The 21,085-nt window shown below is 68.9% G+C and carries 19 protein-coding genes; 14 read left to right on the top strand and 5 right to left on the bottom strand.

Features of this window, described 5'->3' with window-relative positions:
- Window positions 1–126: 126 nt before the first annotated feature.
- Entirely contained in the window at window positions 127–1,269 is a 1,143-nt protein-coding gene (locus ACR80S_RS06000; protein ID WP_435400346.1) for a DUF2333 family protein, read from the top strand.
- Window positions 1,270–1,399: 130 nt separating this feature from the next.
- On the opposite strand, the gene ppa is transcribed toward ACR80S_RS06000, so the two are convergent.
- Window positions 1,400–1,930 carry an inorganic diphosphatase gene (ppa, locus tag ACR80S_RS05995; protein WP_290903649.1) on the bottom strand — a complete coding sequence of 177 codons (531 nt, stop codon included), beginning with the start codon at window positions 1,928–1,930 and terminating at the stop codon, window positions 1,400–1,402.
- A 251-nt stretch (window positions 1,931–2,181) separates the two neighbouring features.
- Between ppa and ACR80S_RS05990 the strand changes: the two genes are divergently transcribed.
- Window positions 2,182–3,915: a protein kinase domain-containing protein gene (locus ACR80S_RS05990; RefSeq protein WP_435400345.1), complete on the top strand. Its 1,734-nt coding sequence runs from the start codon at window positions 2,182–2,184 to the stop codon at window positions 3,913–3,915.
- Window positions 3,916–4,060: 145 nt separating this feature from the next.
- On the opposite strand, the gene ACR80S_RS05985 is transcribed toward ACR80S_RS05990, so the two are convergent.
- A complete protein-coding gene (locus ACR80S_RS05985; protein ID WP_435400344.1) occupies window positions 4,061–5,317 on the bottom strand; it encodes a 6-phosphofructokinase in 1,257 nt (418 codons plus the stop codon).
- Between the two features lie 206 nt (window positions 5,318–5,523).
- Here ACR80S_RS05985 and mpl point away from each other — a divergent pair, with 206 nt between their 5' ends.
- From mpl to ACR80S_RS05970, 3 genes are all read left to right on the top strand, one after another.
- Window positions 5,524–6,915 carry a UDP-N-acetylmuramate:L-alanyl-gamma-D-glutamyl-meso-diaminopimelate ligase gene (mpl, locus tag ACR80S_RS05980; protein ID WP_435402818.1) on the top strand — a complete coding sequence of 464 codons (1,392 nt, stop codon included), beginning with the start codon at window positions 5,524–5,526 and terminating at the stop codon, window positions 6,913–6,915.
- Window positions 6,908–7,546: a flavin prenyltransferase UbiX gene (locus tag ACR80S_RS05975; protein ID WP_435400342.1), complete on the top strand. Its 639-nt coding sequence runs from the start codon at window positions 6,908–6,910 to the stop codon at window positions 7,544–7,546. The genes mpl and ACR80S_RS05975 overlap by 8 nt, the downstream gene beginning before the upstream one ends.
- Before the next feature lie 67 nt (window positions 7,547–7,613).
- The gene (locus ACR80S_RS05970) at window positions 7,614–8,237 is read left to right on the top strand and encodes a LysE family translocator (RefSeq protein WP_435402817.1); all 624 of its coding nucleotides are present in this window, start codon (window positions 7,614–7,616) and stop codon (window positions 8,235–8,237) included.
- 44 nt (window positions 8,238–8,281) lie between these two features.
- Here the strand turns inward: ACR80S_RS05970 and ACR80S_RS05965 are convergent, their stop codons facing one another.
- Genes ACR80S_RS05965 through ACR80S_RS05955 form a run of 3 tightly spaced genes read right to left on the bottom strand, consistent with a single transcriptional unit; the run spans window position 8,282 to window position 11,515 of the window.
- The gene (locus tag ACR80S_RS05965; RefSeq protein ID WP_435402816.1) at window positions 8,282–9,691 is read right to left on the bottom strand and encodes a bifunctional DedA family/phosphatase PAP2 family protein; all 1,410 of its coding nucleotides are present in this window, start codon (window positions 9,689–9,691) and stop codon (window positions 8,282–8,284) included.
- A 35-nt stretch (window positions 9,692–9,726) separates the two neighbouring features.
- On the bottom strand, window positions 9,727–10,653 hold the full coding sequence (locus tag ACR80S_RS05960) for a diguanylate cyclase domain-containing protein (protein WP_435402815.1): 927 nt from the start codon (window positions 10,651–10,653) through the stop codon (window positions 9,727–9,729).
- Window positions 10,646–11,515, bottom strand: a complete 870-nt coding sequence (locus tag ACR80S_RS05955; RefSeq protein WP_435400338.1) for a hypothetical protein — start codon at window positions 11,513–11,515, stop codon at window positions 10,646–10,648. Before ACR80S_RS05955 ends, ACR80S_RS05960 begins: the two co-directional genes overlap by 8 nt.
- A gap of 106 nt (window positions 11,516–11,621) precedes the next feature.
- On the opposite strand from ACR80S_RS05955, the gene ACR80S_RS05950 reads away from it, so the two are divergent.
- The 9 genes from ACR80S_RS05950 to ACR80S_RS05910 all read left to right on the top strand — a co-directional run bounded on the left by ACR80S_RS05950 (window position 11,622) and on the right by ACR80S_RS05910 (window position 21,026).
- Window positions 11,622–12,914 carry a glutamate-5-semialdehyde dehydrogenase gene (locus tag ACR80S_RS05950; RefSeq protein WP_435402814.1) on the top strand — a complete coding sequence of 431 codons (1,293 nt, stop codon included), beginning with the start codon at window positions 11,622–11,624 and terminating at the stop codon, window positions 12,912–12,914.
- A gap of 65 nt (window positions 12,915–12,979) precedes the next feature.
- Window positions 12,980–13,606, top strand: coding sequence for a nicotinate-nucleotide adenylyltransferase (nadD, locus tag ACR80S_RS05945; RefSeq protein ID WP_435402900.1), 627 nt, complete (start codon window positions 12,980–12,982; stop codon window positions 13,604–13,606).
- Window positions 13,607–13,734: 128 nt separating this feature from the next.
- Window positions 13,735–14,100 (top strand): ribosome silencing factor, encoded by a 366-nt coding sequence (gene rsfS / locus ACR80S_RS05940; RefSeq protein WP_435400337.1) that lies wholly within the window; start codon window positions 13,735–13,737, stop codon window positions 14,098–14,100.
- Window positions 14,097–14,564 (top strand): 23S rRNA (pseudouridine(1915)-N(3))-methyltransferase RlmH, encoded by a 468-nt coding sequence (rlmH, locus tag ACR80S_RS05935; RefSeq protein ID WP_435402813.1) that lies wholly within the window; start codon window positions 14,097–14,099, stop codon window positions 14,562–14,564. The genes rsfS and rlmH overlap by 4 nt, the downstream gene beginning before the upstream one ends.
- A gap of 27 nt (window positions 14,565–14,591) precedes the next feature.
- Window positions 14,592–16,499 (top strand): penicillin-binding protein 2, encoded by a 1,908-nt coding sequence (mrdA, locus tag ACR80S_RS05930; RefSeq protein WP_435402812.1) that lies wholly within the window; start codon window positions 14,592–14,594, stop codon window positions 16,497–16,499.
- 3 nt (window positions 16,500–16,502) lie between these two features.
- Window positions 16,503–17,663: a rod shape-determining protein RodA gene (gene rodA / locus ACR80S_RS05925; protein WP_435402811.1), complete on the top strand. Its 1,161-nt coding sequence runs from the start codon at window positions 16,503–16,505 to the stop codon at window positions 17,661–17,663.
- A 43-nt stretch (window positions 17,664–17,706) separates the two neighbouring features.
- Complete coding sequence (gene mltB / locus ACR80S_RS05920; protein ID WP_435402810.1) at window positions 17,707–18,765, top strand: lytic murein transglycosylase B; 1,059 nt, start codon at window positions 17,707–17,709, stop codon at window positions 18,763–18,765.
- Window positions 18,762–19,769 carry a septal ring lytic transglycosylase RlpA family protein gene (locus ACR80S_RS05915; RefSeq protein ID WP_435402809.1) on the top strand — a complete coding sequence of 336 codons (1,008 nt, stop codon included), beginning with the start codon at window positions 18,762–18,764 and terminating at the stop codon, window positions 19,767–19,769. Before mltB ends, ACR80S_RS05915 begins: the two co-directional genes overlap by 4 nt.
- Window positions 19,770–19,817: 48 nt before the next feature.
- The gene (locus tag ACR80S_RS05910; RefSeq protein ID WP_435402808.1) at window positions 19,818–21,026 is read left to right on the top strand and encodes a D-alanyl-D-alanine carboxypeptidase family protein; all 1,209 of its coding nucleotides are present in this window, start codon (window positions 19,818–19,820) and stop codon (window positions 21,024–21,026) included.
- Window positions 21,027–21,085: the final 59 nt, after the last annotated feature.

Here is a 21,085-nt window from a genome sequence, read left to right as displayed (position 1 = left end):
GGAGCTTTCGGTCAGTGCTAGGATATCGCAGAAGCAGGCCGTTGTTAGCCTGCCGCGTCCCTCTGTGATGCGCCGCATTGTCGCATCGCCAGCGGGTTCAAGTTCATCATCAGGGATTATCACGACATGGCCTGGAAAAGCTGGCGCGCCTCCCGGCGTCGCAGGAAGGAGGAGGCGCTGGAGCGCCCCCAGTACGGCTGGATCTGGAAGCCGCTGCTGGCGCTGGCAGGGCTCTACCTGCTGGTCAGCGTCGGCCTGGGCATCTGGTGGAGCCAGCCACCGGCGCCCTTCGACGTCGAGCAGGCCACCCTCGAGCGGCGTGGCGAGGCCGCCTACACGCCGGGCGCCAGGGGCACGGTGACCCTGGCCACCCTGGCCACCAGCGTGGCGACGCTGCTGGAGAAGCCGGGGGGCTACCTGCGCAACGACATCGCCCCGCCAGGCGTGTGGCTCGATAACATGCCGAGCTGGGAGCTGGGGGTGCTGGAATCCTCCCGGGACCTGGCCCGGGCTCTGCCGCAGATGGCAGGCGGCGAGAGTGCGGATCTCGAGGAGGCGCGCGAGGCGCTGATGGGGGATGACCGCGACTGGTTCTATCCCGGCACCGAGCAGCATCTGGGCGAGGCGCTGGAGGCCTTCGACCGTCAGCTGGCCGCCCTGGATGAGGAGGAGGCGGGCTTCGTGCCCGGGCAGGGCCTGGGTGACTGGCTGCAGTCGCTGGTCGCCCGGCTGGATGACCTCGCCCTGCGACTGGCGGCGAGCGTCGGCAGCCATGAGGCGCTGATCGAGCTTGCGGTGGATGCCGAGTCTCTGCCGCCGCGCACCCCCTGGCACCGGGTCGATAACATCTTCTTCGAGGCCCGCGGCACCGGCTGGGCGTTGTCGCAGCTGCTCCAGGGCGTCCAGCGTGACCAGGCCGATGTGCTGCACGAGGCGGGGGTAATCGCCGAGTGGGAGCGCCTGCTGGCGGAGCTGGGGATGACCCAGCGGCGGCTGTGGAGCCCGGTGGTACTCAACGGCTCCGGCTTCGGGGTGTTCGCGAACCACTCCCTGGTGATGGCACTGCACATGACCCGGGCGCGGGATCTCGCCGCCCACCTGGCCGAGCGCCTCGCCGAGCCGCCACTGTCGCTGGCGTCACCGGCGCCCCCCGCTGAGCCCCCTGTGGAACCGCCGGTGGTCGAGGTCGAGACGATCGAGGAGGCGCCGGTGGCGCCGGCCCCCGAGGCACTGGCCGCTCCCGAGCCGGAAGCGGGTCAGCCCGAGTAGCCGAACCGCTCTCCCGACGTGTTTCTCCTACGCATCAGGGCCGCCCCATGGGGCGGCCCTGATGCGTAATCTGTCATGCTGGGGCATGGCATGCCGCCCCCCCCCCCTCTGGTCGCGGCCGGGGAGAGGATCAGGCCTTCTCGTAGGCGACTACGGCCTTCTCGATGGCCTTGCGGGCGGCCTCGACGCCTTCCCAGGACTCGACCTTGACCCACTTGCCCTTCTCGAGATCCTTGTAGTTCTCGAAGAAGTGGGCGATCTGCTGGCGCAGCAGTTCGGGCAGATCGGTGACTTCCTGGACGTCGTCGTACAGGCTGGTGAGCTTGGCGTGGGGCACGCAGACCAGCTTGGCGTCTTCGCCTGCCTCATCGGTCATGTTGAGGATGCCGACCGGGCGGGCGCGGATGATGCAGCCGGGCTGGACCGGGTAGGGGGTCACCACCAGGGCGTCCAGGGCATCACCATCATCGGCCAGGGTGTGGGGGATGAAGCCGTAGTTGGCCGGGTAGAACATCGGCGTAGCCATGAAGCGGTCGACCAGCAGGGTCCCCATGTCCTTGTCAATCTCGTACTTGATCGGGGCATGGTTGGCCGGGATCTCGATCGCCACGTAGACGTCGTTGGGGAGGTCCTTGCCGGCGGGGATGTTGTCGAAGTTCATCGTCGCTTCCTTGGGTTGGAAATCAGCTAGGCACATCGCTGAGCGAAAAAATCTGCGGAAGTATACGGAGCGGGCGCAGGGATTACCAATGCGACATAGGTGTCGCGACCTGGGCAAGATGCTGCGGCTATGGTTGACACCACGCGGAGACGACGGAAGTGTATCATGGGCGCCGGCGGGGTTCGCCGGCTGCCGACCAGGGTGGCCGGCGACCCCAGGGAAGATCGACCCGGCGGTCAAGGAGAAGCCTCTTGGGATCTGCGCAGCTGTCATTGAGTTACGGCCAGGCCTTTGTGGCGCCGGACCGACGCCACCACCGCAGCTCCATGTCGGTGCTCCTGCCCCAGGCAGGGCAGCTCAATGCCAAGGGCGCCTGCGCGGTGATCAGCGACTCCACCCAGCGCAACTCCATGGCCAAGCAGGCCGGCGACCTCAGCGTGCGCGGTTTCCTGGCCGACTACTACTCCACACCGGATCACTGGGACGTCAAGACCTCGGCCACCCGGGTGCTGCGCGCCCTCAACGGCTGGTGCTATAGCCAGAGCCAGTGGGTCACCGAAGGGAACTATGTCTCGTCGCTGTCGGCGATGATCTATCGCGGGCGTAACGCGCACCTCTTCCATCTCGGCGACACCCTGGTATTTCGCCTGCGCGGCGCCGAGTTCGAGCAGCTCAGCCGCGACCATGTCACCGACCTCGGCGGTTACCGCTATCCCTCTCGGGCGCTGGGCATGGATGGCAGCATCGACATCGACTACGCCCAGTTTCCCATCAAGCAGGGCGACATCTTCCTGTTCACCACCCAGGCGGTGCTGGGCACCCTGATGCCGTCGGAGTACGTTCAGCTGATTCGCCAGGATGTCAGCGACCTCAACGCCGCCTGCGATCGACTGGCCGAGGCGGCGGTGCAGCGGGCACAGGCCCGAGGCTACGGCGCCGAGCAGTTATGCTTCCAACTGGTGCGCATCGATGAGCTGCCTGACGAGCAGCCCGACCACCCGGGCCGTGCCTATGGTGATCTGCCGATCCCCCCCGAGCTCTCGCCGGGGGATCGCCTCGATGGCCTGGAGATCAAGGCGGTGCTGTCGCGAACCGCCCAGTCGCGGGTCTACCGGGTCCGCGATATCACTACCGAGCGGGACATGGTGATGAAGGCGCCGAGCCCCGAGCTCTCCAACCGCAACGTCTACCTGGAGCATTTCCTGCTTCAGCAGTGGGTGGTGGAACGGGTCAAGTCGCCCTTCGTGGTGAGGATCATGGAATCGTCGCGGCCGCGTCGCTACCTCTATTACCTGATGGCCTATGTGGAGGGGGAGACCCTGACCGAGTGGGCCCGGCGCCATCCCCAGGCGAGCCTGATGCAGCGCCTGGATATCGCCAACCAGCTCGGCAAGGCGATCCAGGCGCTGCACCACCGCGATATCCTGCACCAGCAGGTGCACCCCGGTAACGTGATGATCGACCGCCATGGCCAGGTGGTGCTGACCGACTTCAGCGCCTGCCGGGCCCGGGAAGGAGGCGGGCACCGAGAGGCCCGGGAGCTGTTGCGTCAGGTGGGGTTGACCGAGCACAGCGCCCCCGAGTATGCCCTGGACGACTCGGTCGGCCGGCGCAGCGACCAGTACTCCTATGCCTCCACCGTCTACTGGCTGCTCACCGGGGAGCTGCCCTACGAGCTCGCGCCCAACCGCCTGCGCAGCCACACCGACCTGGAGCAGCTGGCCTATCGCGTCGCGCGGACCCGCAACCCCGAGGTGCCGCCGGCGCTGGACGAGGCGCTGCGGCGTGCGCTGGATCCCCAGCGCTCGCTGCGCTACCGGCGCATGTCGGAGTTCCGGCGCGAGCTGCGTCTGCCCCTGGCCTCGGATCGACGTGACGCCTCTGCGCCCGGCGGCCGGCGCTTCTTCCGCGACCCTGGCCACTTCTGGCAGGGCGTGGCCGGCATCCTGTTGTTGCTGCTGATCCTCACCTGGTTGTTGAGATGATGCGCCGAGAGCCCAGGACCCAGGATCCTATCGCAGGTTAAAACGAACCCCCCGCTGGCTCGAGGCCGGCGGGGGGGGGGGTACAGATCAGCGGTGGATGACAGCCTTCCTTGGCCCTTGGCCCTTGGCCCTTGGCCCTGTCAGATCAGATAGTGAAAGCCGGCAGCTTGCGCTCGACCCGGTGGAGGGCAAGCTTGGCGACCTTGGGCAGGCCGTTCTCGAAGGGCGGGAAGTCCTCGCCCTGGATCAGCGGCGACAGGTACTGGCGGCAGGCCCCGGTGATGCCGAAGCCGTCCTTGCGGATGTACTCCTTGGGCATGAACTTCTCGCGATTGGCGACCTCCGCCAGCGGGGCGGGCTCGATGGTCCAGGCGTAGGGGGTCTCGGAGACCCGCTTGATGGCCGGCATCATCGAGTTCTTGCCCGCGAGCGCAAGCTCCACCGCCTTCTCGCCCACTGCGTAGGCCTGCTCCACATCGGTCCTGGAGGCCAGGTGGCGGGCGGCGCGCTGCAGGTAGTCGGCCACCGCCCAGTGGTACTTGTAGCCCAGGTCCTGCTTTACCATACCGGCGAGCGTCGGGGCCACGCCGCCCAGCTGGCGGTGGCCGAAGGCATCGGTGTTGCCGGAGTCAGCCAGGAAGGTGCCGTCCTCGTAGCGGGCGCCCTCGGAGACCACGATCACGCAGTAGCCGTAGGTCTTGACGGCCTCCTCGACCCTGGCCATCACCGCCTCGCGGTTGAAGGCCACCTCGGGGAAGATGATCAGGTGGGGCGGTTCGCCCTCGCCCTGGCCGGCGAGCCCCCCGGCGGCGGCGATCCAGCCGGCATGGCGACCCATCACCTCGAGCACGAACACCTTGGTGGAGGTGGCGCACATGGAGGCGATGTCCAGGGAGGCCTCCAGGGTGGAGGTGGCGATGTACTTGGCCACGCTGCCGAAGCCCGGCGAGTTGTCGGTGATCGGCAGGTCGTTGTCCACGGTCTTGGGCACGTGGATGGCGGTGAGCGGATAGCCGAGCTTCTCGGAAAGCTGGGAGACCTTGAGACAGGTGTCGGCGCTGTCGCCGCCGCCATTGTAGAAGAAGTAGCGGATATCGTGGGCGCGGAACACCTCGATCAGCCGCTCATACTGGGCGCGGTGGCTCTCGATGTCCTTGAGCTTGTAGCGGCAGGAGCCGAAGGCACCGCCCGGGGTATGGCGCAGGGCCGCGATGGCCTCATCGGACTCCCGGCTCACGTCGATCAGGTCCTCGGTGAGGGCGCCGATGATCCCGTTGTGGCCGGCGAAAACCTTGCCGATCCGGTCCGGGTGACGACGGCAGGCCTCGATCACGCCGCAGGCGCTGGCGTTGATCACGGCGGTGACGCCGCCGGACTGGGCGTAGAAGGCATTGTGGGCCATGGCGCTGTTCCTGCTCCTGGTCGCTGTTGTTCGGGAATGGAGTGACGAAAGTCGAAGGAGTCTAGCCGAAAGCGGCCGAGGCTGCATCCGGCGCCCGACTTTCCTGGCAAGTGTCGGGCGCTGGAGGGGCATCTGGCGCCATGCTAGTCTCGCCACACCCTGCCGCGGTGGGATGCCGCGGCGCAAGTCGGCAGTCAGGAGAGCGCATGCACGTCCATATCCTCGGTATCTGCGGCACCTTCATGGGCAGCCTGGCGCTGCTGGCCCGGGAGCTGGGCCATACCGTCAGCGGTTCGGATGCGGGCGTCTACCCGCCCATGAGCACTCAGCTCGAGGAGGCGGGCATCGCCCTGCATGAGGGCTATTCGCCGGCCAACCTCGCGCCGCCTCTGGATCTGGTGGTGATCGGCAATGCGCTCTCCCGGGGCAACCCGGAGGTGGAGGCGGTGCTCGATCACGGCCTGCCCTATGTCTCCGGCCCCCAGTGGCTGGCTGAGCAGGTGCTGCCCGGTCGGCGGGTGATCGCCGTGGCCGGCACCCACGGCAAGACCACCACGGCGAGCCTGGTGGCCTGGCTGCTGGAGTCCGCGGGCCAGGCGCCGGGCTTTCTGATCGGTGGGGTGCCGCGCAACTTCGGCCTCTCTGCGCGCCTCGGTGCGTCCGGGGGCCCCTTCGTGGTGGAGGCGGACGAGTACGACACCGCCTTCTTCGACAAGCGCTCCAAGTTCGTCCATTACCGGCCCGAGGTCGCGGTGCTGGGCAATCTGGAGTTCGACCACGCCGACATCTTCCCCGACCTGGCCGCCATCGAACGACAGTTCCACCACCTGGTGCGCACCGTGCCGGGCAGAGGGCGGCTGCTGGTCGCCGACGGTGAGCTGGCGCTGGACCGCGTGCTGGCCATGGGGGCCTGGACACCGGTGGCCCGCTTCGGCAGCGCCGAAGAGAGCCCCTGGCGCTTCGAGCTCGAGCGCGAGGATGCCTCCCGCTTCCGGGTGATTCACCAGGAGGGTCAGGGAGCGCAGCGCGTCGACGAGGACGCCGTGGTGGACTGGCCGCTGACCGGGGCCTACAACGCCAAGAACGCCCTGGCGGCGCTGGCCGCCGTGCATGCCTGCGGGGTCGATCTCGCCCGGGGAGCGGCGGCCCTGGCGCGCTTCGAGACCCCCCGGCGTCGCCAGGAACTGCGCGGCGAGGTGGGCGGCATCCAGGTGATCGATGACTTCGCCCATCACCCCACGGCCATCGCCGCCACCCTCACGGGGCTGCGCGCCGCCACCGCCCGGGGGCGGCTGCTGGCGGTGATTGAACCGCGCTCCAACACCATGCGCCTGGGCAGCCTGCGCGACCGCCTGGCCGACTGCGTGGCCGCCGCCGATGCGGCCTTCTGGTATCAGCCGGCAGGACTGGACTGGTCGCTCGCCCCGGTGCTCGCGGCCAGCCCGGTGCCGGCGCAACTGGAAGAGGATCTCGACGCCCTGGTGGCGGCGCTGGTAGCCGAGGCGCGGCCCTATGATCGCATCGTGGTGATGTCCAACGGCGCCTTCGGCGGCATCCACGAGCGGCTGCTCACCGCCCTGGAGGTGGCCCATGGCTGAGTCGCCTGACCTCTTGGCAGAGGCGGCGTTCGGCCCCCCGGTGACGGTGGCTCTGACCGGCGCCTCCGGCGCCCAGTATGGCCTGCGGCTGATCGAGGCCCTGGTGGCTGCCGAGCGCGAGGTGTGGGTGATGATCTCCAAGGCGGCGCACCTGGTGATCGCCACCGAGACCAATGTCGAGCTGCCGGCGCGGCCCGAGCGACTGGCCGAGGCGCTCGTCGCACGCAGCGGGGCCCGGCCCGGGCAGATCCGCTGCTTCGGCCGCGAGGACTGGATGTCGCCGGTGGCCTCCGGCTCCGGGGCGCCGTCCTCCATGGTAATCTGCCCCTGCTCCACCGGCACTCTCTCGGCGGTGGCCACGGGAGCCAGCAACAACCTGATCGAGCGCGCCGCCGACGTGGCCCTGAAGGAGCGTCGCCAACTGATCCTGGTGCTGCGGGAGACGCCCCTCTCGGCGATCCATCTGGAGCACATGTTGAGCCTCAGCCGGCTGGGCGCCGTGATCCTGCCCGCGTCGCCGGGCTTCTATCATCAGCCGACGTCGATCGATGACCTGATCGACTTCATCGTGGCGCGCATCCTCAACCAGCTCGGCATTGCGCACCACCTGGTGCCGCGCTGGGGGGAGTGATCGCCCGGTATCACCTGGGCATTACGACATTCCGACATGCTCAAGACTCACGGATGAGGGGGTGCCGATGATCAAGCTTTCCCTGCTGTCGGTGTTCGTGCCGACCTTCCTGTTCGTCTCCATCACCCCGGGCATGTGCATGACCCTGGCCATGGTGCTGGGCATGACCCAGGGGGTGCGTCGCACCCTGTGGATGATGGCCGGGGAGTTGGTGGGGGTGGGCCTGGTGGCCGCCGCCGCTGGGGCCGGGGTGGCCGCCTTGATGCTGCGCCAGCCGGAGTTCTTCGCGCTCTTCAAGTGGCTGGGAGGCGCCTATCTGGTCTATCTGGGGGTGATGATGTGGCGCTCTCGGGGACGCATGGCAGTTCCGCTGGAGAGCTTGGCGCTGGCGCCGGTGAGCCGCGCCCAACTGGCCCTGCAGGGGTTCGTGACCGCGGTGGCCAATCCCAAGGGTTGGGCCTTCTTCGTGGCCCTGCTGCCGCCGTTCCTCGACGCCTCGCGCCCCCTGGGCGGTCAGCTCGTCGTGCTGATCGCCATTATCCTCGTCATCGAGTTCGCCTGCCTGACTCTCTATGCGGTCGGCGGTAGCCGGCTACGGCGTTTGCTTGGCCGGGATGGCAATGTGCGCCTGCTCAACCGCATCGCCGGCGCGCTGATGGTGGGCGTTGGCCTGTGGCTGGCGCTCGGCTGACACCGCCGCGCTGGATCGGCCCCAGCGGTGGAGCAGCGGCAGCGCTAGACAGGCGGCAGCCAGGCGATGCGTGCGGCCACCAGCGCCAGCGAGCCCACCCCCAGCCAGGCCCATGGGCAGGGGGCGAGGGGCGCGCGTGGCCTGGCCTGCCAGGCGAGCTGGACCAGCGCGCAGACCACCAGCCCCAGCAGGGCGCCGCCCACCAGGTCGCTGAACCAGTGCACGCCGATCGCCAGCCGCGACAGCGCCATGATCATGACGAACAGGATGGCGCCCCAGTAGACCCAGTGGCGCTGCCGATGGGGCAGCTCACGGGCGATGAAGGCGGCGGCGAGCCCGGCCAGCACCACCGCCGTTGAGGTGTGGGCGCTGGGATAGGCCATGGAGCCGGTCAGGTAGTCCGGAGTGCCGGGGCGGGGGCGGTCGAAGAAGGCCTTGCCCCAGGTGTTGAGCAGGGCGATCAGGCCGAGCCCGCCGGCGATATGCGCAAAGGCGTCCAGGCGCCGTCGCCACAGCAGCCAGCCCCCCCAGGGCAGCACCAGGGCCAGCACGCCATAGGTGTCCCCCACCCGCGCCAGGGCCTGGCTCAGCGCCTCCAGTCTCGGGCTAGCCAGATAGGCGAAGAGCGCATTGATGTGCGCATCCATTACCAGCGGACCATCGGCTCCGTGCTGCATCACCATCAGCGTCCATCCCGATACGCCTCCCAGCGACAGGATCAGCAGCAGCCAGCTGGCCAGAGGCACCTCGCCCCGGGCCCGGGCGCTCTGGGACAGCCAGAGTCGGCGCATTAACGGGTGGCGACGGGCGCCCACGGCGAGCAGGCGGTAGAGCCGCCCACTCCGGCCGACCTGCTGGCGCAGCCAGGAGAACACCAACGCCAGCGCCACCAGAATGGCGGCCAGGGCCACCAGCAGCGGCTGGGCCCCCTCGGGGATGTCGAGCAGCTGCTGCCAGGTGCGCCCAAGCAGGTAGCCCGGCAGCACGTAGGCGGGTGCCCACAGCGACGCCGAGGCGAGGTTGGCCCAGGTGAAGGCTCGCGGTGACATCCTGAGCATGCCGGCGATCAGCGGTACCATCGGGCGCACCGGGCCGACGAAACGTCCGAAGAAGACCGACAGGGTGCCGTAGCGCTGAAAGAAGCGCGCCCCCCGGGCGAGCCATTCGGGATGTCGCGACAGCGGCCACAGCCGGGTCACCCGCTGATGCTGGGTATAGCCCAGCCAGAAGCTGGCCCAGTCGCCGAGCACCGCCCCGATGAAGGCGGCGAGCATGATGGCCGGCAGCGCCATCTCCTGGTGCCCCGCCAGGGAGGCGGCGGCGGTGATCAGCACCACTCCGGGCACCAGCAGGCCGACCAGCGCCAGGGATTCGACCAGGGCGATGGCCGCGATGATCAGCAGCAGCAGGGTAGGCGAGGGCGTCAGCTGGTAGAGGGCGTCGGCAAGGTTCAAGTAAGACTCCGTGTCGGTCTGGCCTGGGGGCAGTATCAGGACTCGGCGTGTCGCTGGACGGTGGCCTGCAGCCGCTGGATGAAGCCCAGTGGTGACTCGTCCCGGCCCAGATGGCAATCGGTCAGGCGCGACTCCACCGGGCCGGTGTCCAGCAGCACCTTGCGATGCAGCGCCTCCTCGAGGCGCTGGCGAACCAGCAGGGCGCCGTTTTCGGAGGTATCCGGCAGCACCAGCCAGAAGTCGGCATCCCCCTCGCGCCCCAGCAGGTCGTGGTCGCGGCTGCAGCTGACCACCGTATCGCACAGGGACTTGAGCAGGGCTCGTCGGGCCCCGGCGCCGAACTGCTCGCCGGCCATCTCCAGCTGCGGCAGGTGGATGACCAGCACCGCCAGGCGCTGGTCGAGCAGCTCGGCACGCTCGCATTCGCTGTGCAGGCGATCGTGCAGGGCGCTGCGCCGTATGGCATCGCACTCCTCGTCGAGCGGGTCGGTCGCCTGCAGCAGGGCCCGTTGATGGAGGATCTCCCAGGGGGCCAGGCCGGCCACCATCACCAGGCTCAGGTAGCCGAGCGCCAGGTCGAAATCGAGCAGGCTCTCGCCCAGCAGAAGCCAGACCGGCGTCAGGGTAAGGTTGAGCAGCATGGCCGGCCCCAGCGGCAGCAGCAGCAGGGTCAGCACCGGTGGCAGGCCCAGCCAGAAGGGGGCCAGTGACGACTGCATGGGCAGCTCCATGGCGACCAGCAGGTAGCCGCACACCAGCACAAGGTAGGCCGAGAGCCGGGCGGTCTCGGGCTGGCCCAGGCGCATCAGGCCGGCCGTGATCAGCAGCGGGGCGAGCAGGGCCGGCAGCAGGATGCGGTCGTAGTCGCCGACCAGATATAACCAGCCGGCCTGGCCGACCAGCAACAGGGCGGCGAGGGAGTAGAGGCCGGCGTGAAGCCTGGCGTGCTGCAGTTCAGCCATGCTCCGCTTCCTTCTTCACGTCCGCCGCGACGGTCTGTCGTTCCAGCGCCCGGCACTCTTCCGCCAGCGAGACCACACGGGCCAACGGCGTGGCACGGAGCCGCTGGATAGGCCCCAGCTGGGCCAACAGGTCGGCACGGCGCCGTTCGGCCTGTTCGGGATCCGGAGAGAGCAGCAGGGCGGCCAGGGTACGGCCATCGAGTCGGTAGCAGTGCTCGAAGCTGCGGGTCAGGGCGCACAGCCGCTGGGCCTGGGACCAGAAACTCGACCGTCCGGTGCGCAGCAGCAGGAGTTCGCCATGTACCCCGTCGCGGTAGACACGGGCCCGCTCCCGGGTGAGATCGCGGCTCAGCTGGGCGCGAGGCCACAGGCGCAGGTCTGGCGCCAGGTGAGCACGCCGGCGGGCCACGCCGCGCAGCGGCGCCAGATCCCGGGAGCGGGAGAGTCCCAGCAGCAGCAGCGCCGCCAGCACGGCGCCGGCGAAGGCCGCCTGTTCCGGCGGCATGGCACGGGCGAGCCAGCCCCAGGAGAGCGTGGCCAGCAGCAGGTTGAGCCCGGACATCCAGGCCGGCTGGGGGAGCATGACCAGCGCCCCCCAAGCCCACAGCCAGAGCGGGAAGCGCTCGGGGGCGGTGAACAGCAGGGAGGTCATCAGCAGGCTGGGCAGCAGCTGCCAGGGCACCAGGGGCGGGCGGCGGTGGCTGAACTCCACCAGCGCCGCCGAGACGGCCAGCCAGCCGGCGGCCATCCACAGCAGCAGGGCCTCGGTCACATTCTCCGAAGCCGCCGCCATCAGCGCCGGCAGCAGGGCCGCCAGCAGCAGGTTGAGGCGCAGCAGGCCAACTTTGTACTTGCTCTGCATGGTGACTTACTATGACTCCCTTATCCCGAATTTGCGTGGCCTGGCCGCGCCAGTATAACGCCGTGGCTGGTCCGTCTGGCCACGCTCACAGGAGACCCCTTTCGGCATGTCAGCACAAGTCATCTCCACCGACGAGGCGATCCGGGACGTCGATGCCTACATGACCGGCCTCGGTCAGGCAGCCCGCAAGGCCGCGGCGGCCATGCGCCGCGCCTCCAGCGGTGCCAAGAACGCCGCCCTGCTGGCCATCGCGGCGCACCTGGCGGCACGCCGCGAGGCGATCGCCGCGGCCAACGCGGAGGACATGGTCCGCGGTAGGGCCGGGGGGCTCGATGCCGCGCTGCTCGACCGCCTGGAACTTACCCCGGCGCGCATCGACGCCATGATAGAGGGGCTTCACCAGGTGGCGGCCCTGCCCGATCCGGTCGGCGAGATCGACGGCCTGCGCTTTCGGCCGAGCGGCATCCAGGTGGGGCAGATGCGCGTGCCGCTGGGGGTGATCGGCATCATCTACGAGTCGCGGCCCAACGTCACCGTGGAGGCGGCCAGCCTGTGCCTCAAGTCCGGCAACGCGGCGATCCTGCGCGGCGGCAGTGAGGCGCGTGATTCAAACGCCGTCATCGCCGAGTGCCTGCGCGATGGTCTGGCCGACGTCGGCCTGCCCGAGGGCGCCGTGCAGGTGGTGGCCACTACCGACCGCGCCGCCGTGGGCCGGCTGATTGCCATGCCCGAGTACGTCGACGTGATCATCCCCCGCGGCGGCAAGTCGCTGATCGAGCGGATCTCCCGCGAGGCCCGGGTGCCGGTCATCAAGCACCTGGACGGCGTCTGTCACGTCTACGTGGACGCCACGGCGGACCTCGACAAGGCCTTCGCCATTGCCGTCAACGCCAAGACCCACCGCTACGGCACCTGCAACACCATGGAAACCCTGCTGGTGGATGCGCCAGTGGCCGAGGCCCTGCTGCCCCGTCTGGCCGGCGCCTACGCCGAGCACGGCGTCGAGTTGCGCGGCTGCGAGCGCACCCGGGCGATCCTGCCCCAGGCGGCGGCTGCCAGCGAGGAGGACTGGGGTGCCGAGTACCTGGCCCCGGTGCTCGCGGTGCGCGTGGTGGATGGCATCGAGGCCGCCATCGAGCACATCGAGCGCCACGGTTCCCATCACACTGATGCCATTGTCACCCGCGACTACGGCCTGGCGCGGCGCTTCCTGGCCGAGGTGGACTCCAGCTCGGTGATGGTCAACGCCTCCACCCGCTTTGCGGACGGTTTCGAGTATGGGCTGGGTGCCGAGATCGGCATCTCCACCGACAAGTTGCATGCCCGCGGACCGGTGGGCCTCGAGGGGCTCACTACGCGCAAGTATGTGGTGCTGGGCGACGGCCAGATCCGCCAGTGAGCGAAGGCACACACCTGCCGCTGCCGGCGGGTGCGGTTGACCCGCCCAGGCCGGTGCGCCTCGCCATGCTCGGCGGTACCTTCGACCCGGTGCACCTGGGCCACCTGCGCAGCGCCGTGGAGCTTCGCGAGTTCCTCGAGCTGGACCGGGTCCACATGATCCCGGCCTGCGTGCCGCCGCTGCGCGGCGAGCCGCGGGTCTCCCCGGAGCAGCGCCTGGCGATTCTGCGCCTCGGCATCGGCGACACCCCCGGCCTGGTCGCCGACCCCCGGGAGCTGCACCGCGATGGCCCCTCCTTCAGTGCCGACACCCTTGCCTCGCTGCGCGAGGAGGTCGGCGGGCAGGCGCGCCTGGTGATGGCGCTGGGTCATGACGCCTTCCTGCGCCTGGCCGACTGGCACGAGCCCGAACGGCTCTTCACCCTGGCCCACCTGGTGGTGATCGACCGGCCCGACTTCGAGGCGCCCCTGCCCGCGCCCCTCGAGGCGCTGATCGCGGGCCGCGAGGTGGCGGACGCGGAGGCGTTGATGTCGCGCCCCGCCGGCGGCCTGCTGCGCCTGGCGCTGCCCTCGCGCATGGCGATCTCGGCCACCGAGGTGCGCCGACGCCTGGCCGAAGGCAGGAGCGTTCGCTACCTGCTCCCAGAGGCGGTAGAGCGCCACCTGATGCAGCACGGCCTCTACCGATACTGACTTGAGCACACCGCCGAGGGGGTAGCCCCGAGGGGTGTGGCAAGCCAAAGAAGGGAGGGAACGGGCGCTGCCAGCGCGCGGTCAACCCGGTACAATGATTCATCAACGACATTCAGACAGAAGACCCTATGCATACTGACGCACTCAAGACTCTGGCGATTGACGCGCTGGAAGACCTCAAGGCCAAGGACATCGCCCTGCTGGATGTCTCGCACCTGACCAGCGTGACCGACCTGATGGTCATCGCCAGCGGCACTTCCACCCGTCACGTGTCGGCACTGGCCAATAACGTGGTCCAGAAGGCCAAGGAAGCCGACCTCCAGCCGCTGGGCGTCGAGGGCGAGAATGGCGCCGACTGGGTGCTGGTGGATCTGGGTGACGTGGTGGTCCACGTGATGCTGCCGGAAACCCGCCAGCTCTATGACCTCGAGCGCCTGTGGGCCGATCTGCCCAGCGACGCTGAACGCAGCGAGGGCGAGGCCACCGGCGCATGAGGGTCCGGCTGCTGGCGGTGGGCACCCGCATGCCCGCCTGGGTCACTGAGGGCGTCGAGGAGTACCGCAAGCGCCTACCGCGTGACTTCCCCCTGGAGGTGGAGGAGATCGCCCCCGGCCAGCGCGGCAAGAATGCTGACATTCCCCGTGCCATGGCCCAGGAGGCCGAGCGGATTCGCGCCCGACTGCGCGGTGACGAGCATGTCGTGGCCCTGGAGGTGGGCGGCAAGCCCTGGAGCACCGAGCAGCTCGCCGAGCAGGCTGAGGCCTGGCGCCTCGCCGGGAGCGACGTGGTACTGCTGGTGGGCGGCCCCGACGGCCTCGAAGCGGGGCTCTCCACTGCCGCCGACCAGCGTTGGTCGCTGTCGCCCCTGACCCTGCCTCACCCGCTGGTGCGGATCCTGCTCGCCGAGCAGCTCTACCGCGCCTGGACCCTGATGGTGGGCCACCCCTACCACCGCTGACCGGGCCGCCGTCCGGCCGAGAGAGCGATGCGCAAGAGCCACGACAATCTCAAGAGCCCCGAGCAGGAGCTGCGCATCTTCCGGGTGCGCGCCCTGCTGGCCGTGGTGCTGGTCTTCGCATTGACCGGCCTGCTGATGGGTCGGCTGGCCTACCTGCAGGTGGTCCAGCACGAGGTCTACAGCACCCGCTCCGAGAAGAATCGCGTGAGGGTCGAGCCCTTGCCGCCTACCCGCGGGCTGATCTACGACCGCAACGGCGCACTGCTGGCCGAGAACCGACCCACCTACAACCTCACCCTGGTGCGCGAGCGGGTCGACGACCTGGACGCCACCCTGGCGTTGCTGGTGGATCTGCTCGAGCTGCCCGACGAGGAGGCCGAGGCGTTCCGGCTGCGCTCCCGTCAGCGCCAGCGCCCCTTCCAGCCGGCGCTGCTGATGAGCGATTTGGACGAGGATCAGATCGCTCGGCTGTCGGTGAACCGGCATCTGCTGCCCGGGGTCGAGGTGGAGGCCCAGCTGCTGCGCTACTACCCGGATGCCGAGGTGATGGCTCATGCCCTGGGCTATGTGGGACGCATCAACGCCGAGGAGATGGCGACCCTGGACACCGGTCGCTACGCCGGCACCCACTTCATCGGCAAGACCGGCGCCGAACGTTTCTACGAGGAGGAGCTGCACGGTCAGGCGGGACTGCGCAAGGTCGAGACCAATGCCCGCGGGCGGGTTCTGCGCGAGCTGGGGCGCACCGATCCGGTGCCGGGCCAGCACTTGACCCTGACCCTCGACAAGAAGATGCAGAAGCTGGCCTTCGAGCTCATGGATGGCCGACGGGGCTCCATCGTGGCCATCGCGCCGCAGACCGGGGAGATCCTGGCCATGGTCTCGGCCCCGGGGTTTGACAGCAACCAGTTCGTTACCGGTATCGACGTGGCCTCCTACCGGGGGCTGCAGGAGAACCTCGACCTGCCGCTCTACAACCGGGCGATCCGCGGCCACTACCCACCGGGCTCCACCATCAAGCCCTTCCTGGCCTATGCGGGCCTTGCCGAAGGGGTGATCACCCCGGATCGGACCATCAACGATCCGGGCTTCTACCAGCTGCCGAACGATACCCGGCGTTACCGCAACTGGCTGCGCTGGGGACACGGCCGGGTCGATATGGAGCGCTCCATCGCCGTCTCCAATAACACTTACTATTACTCTCTCGCCCACGAACTGGGCATCGACCGGCTCCACGAGAACATGAGTGCTTTCGGTTTCGGACAGCGGGTGGGCCACGACATCTTTGGCGAGAGCACGGCCCTGATGCCGTCGCGGGACTGGAAACGGGGTCGCTTCAACCAGCCCTGGTACCCGGGGGAGACCCTCTCGGTGGGCATCGGGCAGGGCTACTGGCAGGTCACGCCGCTGCAGCTGGCCACCGCCACCGCGGTGCTCGCCAACCGCGGCCAGTGGGTCAAACCGCGCATGGCCAGCCGCATCGGTGATGTGCCGGTGCCCGAGCGGGTACCCGAGACCCCGGCCGACATCGCGATGCCCAACGACGCCTGGTGGGACCGTATCTTCTCCGGCATGGAGAAGGTGATGACCGGCCACGAGGGCACGGCGCGGCGCACCGGGGTGGGGCTCGAGTACCGCATGGCCGGCAAGTCCGGTACCGCCCAGGTCTTTTCGCTGGGCCAGGACCAGCGTTACAACGCCGAGGAACTGGCCGAGCGGCTGCGCGACCACGCGCTGTTCATGGCCTTCGCCCCCATCGAGGACCCGCAGATCGCGGTATCGGTGATCGTCGAGAACGCCGGCGGTGGTAGTACCCACGCCGCCCACCTGGCCCGGGCCATGACCGACGCCTGGCTGCTCAGGGATCGCGAGCCCGACGTGGAAGAGCTACGCGAGGCAATGGAGGATGACGATGGCCGAGTCGCGGGGAACTGACCCATGGGCATGATCGACCTCTCCCGGGTGCTGCGACCCCACCCGGTACGCGCCCCGGCCAGCGGGATCTCCCGTCGCCGCAGCCTCTGGGAGCGCCTCCACCTGGACCCCTGGCTGCTGGGCATGCTGCTGGTGCTGATGGCGGCGGGCCTGGTGGTGCTCTACAGCGCCAGTGGCCAGCGCATCGAGGCGGTGTTCGCCCAGAGCATCCGCTTCGGGGTGGCGCTTACCGTGATGTTTTTCCTCGCCCAGCTGTCGCCGTCGACCCTGCTGCGCTGGGCGCTGCCGGTCTATGGTCTCGGCGTGATGCTGCTGGTGGCGGTGGAGCTGTTCGGTGACGTCGGCATGGGCGCCCAGCGCTGGCTGGTGATCCCCGGCGTCATCCGCTTCCAGCCCTCGGAGATGATGAAGCTGGCCGTGCCGCTGATGGCGGCCGCCTACCTGAGCCGCCAGGAGCTCCCCCCGCGGCTGCGTGACATCGCGGTATGTCTAGTGCTAATCGCCGTGCCGGTCGTGCTGATCGCCAAGCAGCCCGATCTGGGCACCTCGCTGCTGGTGACCTCGGCGGCGGTGTTCGTGGTGCTGCTGGCGGGGCTCTCCTGGCGCTTCATCGCTGCCCTGGCGGTGATCGCCGCCGCGGCGCTGCCGCTGCTGTGGATGAACCTGCACAACTACCAGCGCCAGCGGGTGCTGACCTTCCTCGATCCCAACAGCGACCCCCTGGGGTCGGGTTGGAACATCATCCAGTCCACCACCGCCATCGGTAGCGGCGGGGTGTTCGGCAAGGGCTGGCTGCAGGGCACCCAGTCCCAGCTGGAGTTCCTGCCCGAGCGCCATACCGACTTCATTGTCGCCGTGCTCGGCGAGGAGTTCGGCCTGGTCGGCATCGTGGCGATCCTGCTGCTCTACCTGATGATCATCAGCCGTGGCCTGTGGCTGGCCGCCGGCGCCCAGGACACCTTCGGGCGCCTGGTGGCGGGCAGCATCATCCTGACCTTTTTCATCTATGTCTTCGTCAACGTAGGCATGGTCAGCGGCATCCTCCCGGTCGTCGGCGTGCCGCTGCCGCTGGTCAGCTACGGCGGCACCTCCAGCGTGACCTTGATGGCGGGTTTCGGTATTCTCATGGCCATTCACGCGCACCGCCGCTTGCTCCCGCGCTAGGGCCGCTGCGGGCATCCGGGTGCCGAATCAGGGAGAGAGCTGCATGTTACGGATTCGAAACCATGGCGTGAGGGCGCTGGTCGCGATGGCCGCCCTGGGCGTGTCGATGAGCCCCCTGGCGGCGGACTTCGATCCGCGCCGCCACGCCGAGACGCGCGAACTGGTCGAGGAACTGGCCGGCAAGGGCATCGAGCGCGACTGGCTGGAGGCTGCCATGGCCTCTGCCGACTTCCAGCAGGGCGTGCTGGACGCCATGGCCGGCGCCGCCGAGCGTCGCCTGCGCTGGGACGAGTACCGCGAGATTTTCTTGCAGCCCGAGCGCATCCACCGCGGCGTCACCTTCCTCGAAGTGCACCGGGATGCCTTCGAGCGGGCCGAGGCGATGTATGGCGTGCCCGCCGAGGTGATCGCCGCCATCATCGGCGTCGAGACCAGCTATGGTCGCTTCACCGGCCGCCACCGGGTGATCGACTCCCTGGCCACCCTGGCCTTCCACCACCCGACCCGCGGCGGCTTTTTCCGGGGCGAGCTGGCCGCTTTCCTCGAAATCACTCATGAGCAGGGCTTCGAACCCGGCGAGCTCACCGGCTCCTACGCTGGGGCCATGGGCTATCCGCAGTTCATTCCCACCAGCTACCGCGCCTACGCCGTGGACTTCGACGACGACGGCCTCCGCGACCTCTGGACCAACCCGGTGGACGCCATCGGCAGCGTGGGCAACTATTTTGCCGAGCATGGCTGGCGCGCCGGCGAGCCGATCTACCACAATGCCGAGGGGCCCTCGACGCCGCCAGAGGGCATCGACTTCAACCGCGCGGCGCGCCCGCCGGCCGTTCCGGCGAGCGCCGTGGCCGAGGCAGGCATCACCGTGCCCGACGAGCTCGACGTCGACCGGCCGCTGCTGCCGGTCTCCCTGGAAGACGGCGAGGGCCACTGGCGCTATGTGCTGGGCGATCACAACTATTACGTGATCACCCGCTACAACCACAGCCACCTCTATGCCATGGCGGTCACCGAACTTGCCGAGGCCATCGCCGCGGCGCGGGCGCTGGATGCCCACTGGCTGGATGCCGTCCATGCCGACGGGGAGGAGCGCTCATGACGTCTCGTGTGTGGCTTGCGGCGGCGGCGGTGGTGCTGCTGGCGGGCTGCGCCGGCGGCGGCCAGGCCCCGTCGGAGTCTGGCGAGTCTCGGACCGTCTCTTCGACGTCGCCCACAGGTGGGGGCGGGCGCTACGCCATGTCCGGCGATGCCTATCCCATGGATCCCCCGGACGTTAGCCGCATTCCCGATGCGGTGCCGCGCCTCGAGGCACCCTCCAGGGGCGGCAATCGTTCGACCTATGAGGTTTGGGGCAAGACCTACCGGGTGCTGCCTGATGCCCGCGGCTATGCCCGCCAGGGCACGGCGTCCTGGTATGGCGAGAAGTTCCACGGCTACGCCACCTCCAACGGCGAAATCTACGACATGTACAAGATGAGCGCCGCCCACCGCTCGCTGCCGCTGCCCAGCTACGTGCGGGTCACGAACCAGGACAATGGCCGCTCGGCCATCGTGCGGGTCAACGACCGTGGCCCCTTCCACAACGACCGCGAGATCGACCTCTCCTATGCCGCCGCGGCGCGCCTGGACATCCTGGATCGCGGTACCGGCCGGGTGAAGGTGGAGGCCATCGACGTGGAGCAATGGCTGGCCGAGAACGGCGGCGGGTCGCGCAACGCCGCCTCGCGTAACGGCGCCGCGACTGTTGCGGCGGCCCCACCGGCCCGCCATGCGACCCGCCAGGTGGCGGCTGCCTCCGCTTTGCAGGTCGCCCCGGTGGCCGATGCCTCGTCGACGGTCGCCAGCAGCGCCAGCGCCAACCGGGGTTCCACCGAGAGCCCCATCTTCCTGCAGATTGCCGCCCTGGGCTCCGCCGAGAGCGCCCAGGCGCTGCAGGCCAGGCTTGAGGCCGAGCTCTCGCGCCCAGTGCGGGTGGCGACCTCGACCGGCGTGCACCGGGTGCAGGTCGGCCCGTTGGCCAGCGCTGACCAGGTGGAGCCGGTGCGAGGCGAGCTGCGCCGCGCCGGTTTCGAGCAGAGCTTTGTTGTCAACGGCGCCGACTGATCGGCGCCCCATTCCTTTTTCCCTGAGCGTTCCATGAGACCTGTCCCGATGAGAGAGTTGTTATCCCTTCGCCGCCTGCGGCTGATCCCGGCGCTGCTGGCCTGCCTGCTGATGGCATCGACGCTGGCCTCGGCCCAGAGCGTGCCGGTGCCCCAGCCCCAGGTCATGATTCCTTCGCCGCCCCAGCTCGCCGCCAAGTCCTGGTTCTTGATGGATGCCGACAGTGGCCGGGTGCTGGTGGAGAACAATGCCGACGAGCGCCTGCCACCGGCGAGCCTGACCAAGTTGATGACCGCCTACCTGGTGGAGCGCGAACTGGACCGAGGCAACATCACCATGAAGGACATGGTGCGGGTCAGCGAGAACGCCTGGCGCACCGGGGGCTCCAAGATGTTCATCGAGGTGGACACCCAGGTCTCCATTCGCGACCTGCTCTACGGCATCATCATCGCCTCCGGTAATGATGCCAGCGTGGCCGTGGCCGAACACCTGGCGGGGGGCGAGGTGCCCTTCGCCGACCTGATGAACCAGCACGCCACCCGCCTGGGCCTGCACAACACCAGCTTTGCCAACGCTACTGGCCTGCCGCATCCGGAGCAGTACTCCTCGGCCCGCGACATGGCGCTGCTCTCCCAGTACATCATTAACGACTACCCCGAGCACTACGCGATCTACGCCGAGAAGTACTTCACCTTCAACGACATCCGCCAGCCCAACCGCAACCGGCTGCTGTGGCGCGACCCTACCGTGGACGGACTGAAGACCGGCTGGACCACCGAGGCGGGCTATGGCCTGGTGGCCTCCGCCAAGCGCGACGGCATGCGGCTTATCTCCGTGGTGATGGGCACCAGCTCCGAGGAGTCCCGCGCCCAGGAGACCCAGAAGCTGCTGAGCTACGGTTTCCGCTACTTCGAGACCGTCAAGCTCTATGACGCCGACTCGGTGCTCAACACCCCCCGCGTATGGGGCGGCGAGAGCAATCAGCTGCCGGTGGGCGTCGACCGCGATGTGATGATGACGGTGCCGCGGGCTCGCAACGAGGAGCTCACCGCTCGCCTGGATATCCAGGGCGACCTGGCCGCGCCCATCGAGGCCGGTCAGCGGGTCGGCACCCTGGAGGTGCGCCTCGGCGAGGAGGTAGTGGGCGAACAGGCGCTGGTAGCGCTCGAGTCGGTGGAGGAGGGCGGCTTCGTCAAGAAGCTGGTCGACCAGGTCCGCCGCTTCTTCTCCAACCTGGTCGGCGGTTGGTTCGGCTAGGCCTTCGGTGGTCTCTCTCCGGCGGGTTGCGTAAAATGTCTGTATATCCACGACCCGCT

The sequence above is a fragment of the Halomonas salsilacus genome, from assembly GCF_051216275.1.
In the GTDB taxonomy this organism is placed as follows: Bacteria; Pseudomonadota; Gammaproteobacteria; order Pseudomonadales; family Halomonadaceae; genus Halomonas.
Note: the sequence above shows the minus strand (reverse complement) of the source record. Positions and strands in the feature narration are given on the sequence as shown.

What these genes read in the sequence shown, in the direction of transcription:
- mltB (WP_435402810.1), top strand. Translation starts at nt 17,707, where the DNA reads ATGTTACGGATTCGAAACCATGGCGTGAGGGCGCTGGTCGCGATGGCC.
- rodA (WP_435402811.1), top strand. Translation starts at nt 16,503, where the DNA reads ATGGGCATGATCGACCTCTCCCGGGTGCTGCGACCCCACCCGGTACGC.
- ACR80S_RS06000 (WP_435400346.1), top strand. Translation starts at nt 127, where the DNA reads ATGGCCTGGAAAAGCTGGCGCGCCTCCCGGCGTCGCAGGAAGGAGGAG.
- mrdA (WP_435402812.1), top strand. Translation starts at nt 14,592, where the DNA reads ATGCGCAAGAGCCACGACAATCTCAAGAGCCCCGAGCAGGAGCTGCGC.
- ACR80S_RS05955 (WP_435400338.1), bottom strand. Translation starts at nt 11,515, where the DNA reads ATGCAGAGCAAGTACAAAGTTGGCCTGCTGCGCCTCAACCTGCTGCTG.
- ACR80S_RS05910 (WP_435402808.1), top strand. Translation starts at nt 19,818, where the DNA reads ATGAGAGAGTTGTTATCCCTTCGCCGCCTGCGGCTGATCCCGGCGCTG.
- ACR80S_RS05985 (WP_435400344.1), bottom strand. Translation starts at nt 5,317, where the DNA reads ATGGCCCACAATGCCTTCTACGCCCAGTCCGGCGGCGTCACCGCCGTG.
- nadD (WP_435402900.1), top strand. Translation starts at nt 12,980, where the DNA reads ATGCTCGGCGGTACCTTCGACCCGGTGCACCTGGGCCACCTGCGCAGC.
- ACR80S_RS05960 (WP_435402815.1), bottom strand. Translation starts at nt 10,653, where the DNA reads ATGGCTGAACTGCAGCACGCCAGGCTTCACGCCGGCCTCTACTCCCTC.
- rsfS (WP_435400337.1), top strand. Translation starts at nt 13,735, where the DNA reads ATGCATACTGACGCACTCAAGACTCTGGCGATTGACGCGCTGGAAGAC.
- ACR80S_RS05950 (WP_435402814.1), top strand. Translation starts at nt 11,622, where the DNA reads ATGTCAGCACAAGTCATCTCCACCGACGAGGCGATCCGGGACGTCGAT.
- ACR80S_RS05975 (WP_435400342.1), top strand. Translation starts at nt 6,908, where the DNA reads ATGGCTGAGTCGCCTGACCTCTTGGCAGAGGCGGCGTTCGGCCCCCCG.
- ACR80S_RS05915 (WP_435402809.1), top strand. Translation starts at nt 18,762, where the DNA reads ATGACGTCTCGTGTGTGGCTTGCGGCGGCGGCGGTGGTGCTGCTGGCG.
- rlmH (WP_435402813.1), top strand. Translation starts at nt 14,097, where the DNA reads ATGAGGGTCCGGCTGCTGGCGGTGGGCACCCGCATGCCCGCCTGGGTC.
- ppa (WP_290903649.1), bottom strand. Translation starts at nt 1,930, where the DNA reads ATGAACTTCGACAACATCCCCGCCGGCAAGGACCTCCCCAACGACGTC.
- mpl (WP_435402818.1), top strand. Translation starts at nt 5,524, where the DNA reads ATGCACGTCCATATCCTCGGTATCTGCGGCACCTTCATGGGCAGCCTG.
- ACR80S_RS05970 (WP_435402817.1), top strand. Translation starts at nt 7,614, where the DNA reads ATGATCAAGCTTTCCCTGCTGTCGGTGTTCGTGCCGACCTTCCTGTTC.